Source organism: Stenotrophomonas sp. 3diitr2024 (genome assembly GCF_042136455.1).
In the GTDB taxonomy this organism is placed as follows: domain Bacteria; phylum Pseudomonadota; class Gammaproteobacteria; order Xanthomonadales; family Xanthomonadaceae; genus Stenotrophomonas; species Stenotrophomonas sepilia.
Window position 1 is genome coordinate 1 of the sequence record NZ_JBHHMJ010000819.1, and the last position, 4,120, is coordinate 4,120.

Below are 4,120 nucleotides of genomic sequence, written 5' to 3' on the forward strand. Positions count from 1 at the left end.
GTCAGATCCCTTTCCTGCGGAAAGGGATCTGACCCCGCTCGACGGCGCATGGCCGCCGAGTCACTCGCGCTTGCGCGATTCCAGCAGGTCCAGGTTGCGGATCAGGCGCCGCGAGATCTCATCGGAGATCACCCCGCGCCGGGTCAACCGGAACAGCTCCTCACGCTCGGCATTGAGGCCGGCGCTGCGCAGCTGGCGGTAACCCAGCTCCATGCGCCGCACTTTCTCCGGGTCCACGTCGGGCCCGTCGTTGTCCTTCTCCAGGTGCCGCTGATACAGCAGGCTCACCCGCGAGGCAGCGTCGTTGTACAGCTGCACGTTCTCGGTGTTCTGGTTCATCACCAGCTGCTGGCGCATGCGCTCGACCCCGGCCAGCGCAGCCTTGGACGACAGCCGGCGTGCCAGGTCCTCTTCCTTGCGCTCGCCCGAATCGGCCGGCAGCTGCAGGCCCTTCAGCAGCTGCGGCAGCGCCACGCTGGCGCCGACCAGCGAGAACAGGATCACCGCCGCGGCCAGGAAGATCACCAGGTCGCGCGCCGGGAACGCGCTGCCATCAGGCAGGAACAACGGCAGGGTCAGCACGCCGGCCAGGGTGATCGCGCCGCGCACGCCGGCCACCGAGGTCGCCACCACGATGCGCCAGTTCGGTGCCTCGCCGCGTTCCAGGCCTCGGCGGCGTGCACGCAGCAGGTTCCAGCGCAGCGACAACCATACCCACAGCAGGCGCAACAGGATCAGCGCCAGGTTGATCACCACCACGTACACCAGCAGCCACCATGCACTCTGGTGGCCGGACTCGTTCATGGTGGTGGTGGCACGCTCGACGATGCCGGGCAGCTGCTCGCCCAGCAGCACGAACATGATGCCGTTGAAGCTGAACTGCAGCATGTTCCAGACGCCCGCACGCTGTACGCGCATGCTGCCGGAGACACGGCCGGTCAGCTCGACGTAGCTCATCGCGATACCGGCCGCTACGGCAGCGAGGATACCCGAGGCATGGATTTCTTCGGCCAGCAGGTAGGCCGCGAACGGAATCAGCAGGTTGACCAGCATCGCCGCACCCGGTTCCTCGCCGAAGCGGCGCCACAACCAGCGCTGGAAGGTGGAGACACCGAGGGTGACCGCCACGCCCACCGCAAGGCCGGCCACCGCCACCCACAGGAAGGTCAGCGAGGCCGTGGCCAGCGAGAAGGAGCCGGTCATCACCGCCGCCACCGCGAAACGGAAGCAGACCAGGCCGGACGCATCGTTGAGCAGCGACTCGCCTTCCAGGATGTGCATCAGTCGCTTGGGAATCGGTGCCTTGGAGGCGATCGCGCCGACCGCCACCGGGTCGGTCGGCGAGACGATGGCCGCCAGCGCAAAGCACACCGCCAGCGGCATCACCGGAATCATCCAGTGGATCAGCAGGCCGGCACCGATGACGGTGAACACCACCAGGCCGAACGCCAGTTCGAGGATCGCGCCCTTGTCGCGGAACAGACCCTGCTTGGGGATGCGCCAGCCATCAAGGAACAGCAGCGGCGGCAGGAACAGCAGGAAGAACACTTCCGGCTCCAGCGCGTGGCCGCGGTTGAACACCCCGGCGATGACCGCGCCCAGGCCGATCTGCACCAGCGGCAGCGGCAACGAGAACGGGAGGACGCGAACCAGGTAGCCGCTGGCGACAACGGCCACCAGCATCGCCAGGACGACTTCAATGGTATGCATGCTTCTTCCAGGAAGCGGCGCGCGGGGAGGCTCGAAGGCCAGCGCCGGAAACCCGGAAAAAACTACCACATGCGGCCATGAGCGCGACGGCCGGGGCGGTCGCGCGTCAGCCCCGGCTCATGCCCCGTCGAAGCGGTACAGGTCCATGGCGAGGAAGCCGGCATCGATGCCGGCATCGATGCGGCGTGCACCGAAGCCGTCCTCGCCGGCTGCGCCCATCGCGAAGAACAGCGGCAGCAGGTGCTCGTCGGTCGGGTGCGCGCGTTCGGCGAACGGTGCCTGCCGGCGGTAGTCGAACAGGGCCTGGCGATCATCGGCGGCCAGGCGCTGCTCGACCCACTCGATGAAGGGCCGCACGTACGACGCTTCCTTGCCGTCCTGGTAGTCGCCCCAGTCGTGCAGGTTGTGGGTGATGCTGCCCGAGCCGACCAGCAGCACGCCCTGCTCACGCAGTGGCGCCAGCGCGCGGCCCAGCGCGAACTGGTGCCCGGGGCCGAGCAGCGGCTGGATCGACAGCGGCACCACGGGGATGTCGGCTTGCGGGCGCAGCAGCCGCAGCGGCACCCACGCGCCATGGTCGAGGCCACGCTGAGGGTCGAGCGCCACCGGCAGGCCGGCAGCGGCGATGCGGCGGGCCACTTCTTCGGCCAGCGCCGGATCGCCGGGCGCCGGGTACTGCAGTTCGAACAGCGCGCGCGGGAAGCCGCCGAAGTCATGGATCGTCGGCGGCTGCGGATGCGCGCCGACCAGCGGCTGCCGACCCAGCCAGTGCGCCGAGGCCATCACGATGGCGCGCGGCGTCGGCAGGTCGCGCGCCAGCTCGGCCAGGCGCACGCCGACCTGGCCCGGATGCAGGGCGGTCATCGGCGAGCCGTGGGAGATGTACAACGAAGGCAGGCGGGACATGGAATGCTCCAGTTGCAGGATCAGGCGGCGATCAGCGCGAACGCAGGGTCCACTTGCCGTCGCCGACCAGGAACAGCACTACCAGCGCCAGTGCCCAGAACGCGGGGTATTCCCAGCCGCCGCCGGCATTGGCGAAACCGAAGCCGTTGGCGCCGTGCACGGTGACGATGGTGCCCAGCAGCAGCGGCACGCCGACCAGGCCGACCCAGCGCGCGTAGATGCCCAGCAGCAACGCAGTGGTGATCACCAGCTCGGCGCCGATGGTGAGGTAACCCAGCACGCCGGGCAGGCCCAGCGATTCGAAGAATGCCGCCGTGCCCGCCGGGGTGAACACCAGCAGCTTGATCAGCGCATGGACCAGGAACAGCACGCCCAGGGCCAGGCGCAGCAGGGTGGCACCGTACGGGGCCAGCGGCGAAACGGGAGGGGGGGCGGTGTGCATGGGAAGCACCTTGAAGGGAGTGGATACAGGTTATTGCTACTTCACGAGCCGATAAATACGATCGTCTGACGGTATTTATTTCATAAGGCGCAACAATGGACACCCTCGAGGCGATGCGCGTGTTCGTAGCGGTGGTCGAGCGCAACGGCTTCAGTGCCGCGGCACAGGCCCTGGACATGTCGACCGCCGGCGTCACCCGCCAGGTCGCGGCACTGGAAAAGCGCCTGTCCACCCGCCTGCTCCACCGCACCACGCGGCGGGTCAGCCCCACCAGCACCGGCGCCGCCTATTACGCCCAGTGCGTGCGCCTGCTGGCCGAGTTCGACGCGCTGGAGGCCAGCATCGGCGCGCAAGCGCTGGAACCCTCGGGCACGCTGCGCATCAACGCACCGGTCAGCTGGGGCATCGCCCGCCTTGGCCCGTTGCTGGCCAGCTACCGCGAGCGCTTCCCGCAGGTGGAACTGGACCTGGCCCTGTCCGACCGCCTGGTGGACATGGTCGAGGAAGGCTACGACGTGGCCATCCGCATCACCCGCGAGCCGAGCCCGGCGCTGATCGCGCGCCGGCTGGGCGAATCGCGGGTGAGCCTGTGCGCGGCGCCGGCCTACCTGGCTGCACGCGGTACCCCACAGACGCCGCAGGATCTGCAGGATCACGCATGCCTGAGCTACAGCTACTGGGCCGCTGGCGACCACTGGCCGCTGCAGGGACCCGGCGGTGAAGTGAAGGTGGCGGTGAACAGCCTGCTGCACGCCAACAACGGCGACGTGCTGCGCGAAGCGGCGATCGCCGGCATGGGTGTGATCCTGCAACCCGACTTCCTGCTGGAAGACGCGCTGGCCGATGGCCGCCTGGTACGCGTGCTACCGGAATGGGAGGCCTCGCCGATCGGCATCTTCGCGGTGTATGCCAGCCGTAGCCACCTGGCGCCGAAGGTGCGCAGTTTCATCGACCACCTGGTGGAAACCGGGGTGTAGCCGAGTCTGGCGTTTGCCGGTAGTGCCGGCCGCTGGCCGGCAATCAGGCGCGTCCCGGTCCTGGGCGAATGCCGGCCAGCGGCCG

General features: G+C 68.7%; 4 protein-coding genes. 1 reads left to right on the forward strand and 3 read right to left on the reverse strand.

Going from position 1 to position 4,120, the window contains the following annotated elements; genetic code table 11:
* Nucleotides 1-60: 60 nt before the first annotated feature.
* The 3 genes from ABGA94_RS21845 to ABGA94_RS21855 all read right to left on the reverse strand — a co-directional run bounded on the left by ABGA94_RS21845 (nt 61) and on the right by ABGA94_RS21855 (nt 3,058).
* A complete protein-coding gene (locus ABGA94_RS21845; RefSeq protein ID WP_005415111.1) occupies nt 61-1,710 on the reverse strand; it encodes a Na+/H+ antiporter in 1,650 nt (549 codons plus the stop codon).
* Nucleotides 1,711-1,827: 117 nt separating this feature from the next.
* Nucleotides 1,828-2,616 carry a dioxygenase gene (locus ABGA94_RS21850; RefSeq protein WP_005415110.1) on the reverse strand — a complete coding sequence of 263 codons (789 nt, stop codon included), beginning with the start codon at nt 2,614-2,616 and terminating at the stop codon, nt 1,828-1,830.
* 31 nt (nt 2,617-2,647) lie between these two features.
* A complete protein-coding gene (locus ABGA94_RS21855; RefSeq protein ID WP_065186682.1) occupies nt 2,648-3,058 on the reverse strand; it encodes a DoxX family protein in 411 nt (136 codons plus the stop codon).
* A gap of 95 nt (nt 3,059-3,153) precedes the next feature.
* Here ABGA94_RS21855 and ABGA94_RS21860 point away from each other — a divergent pair, with 95 nt between their 5' ends.
* Nucleotides 3,154-4,035, forward strand: coding sequence for a LysR family transcriptional regulator (locus ABGA94_RS21860; RefSeq protein ID WP_111129472.1), 882 nt, complete (start codon nt 3,154-3,156; stop codon nt 4,033-4,035).
* The last annotated feature ends 85 nt before the right edge of the window (nt 4,036-4,120 follow it).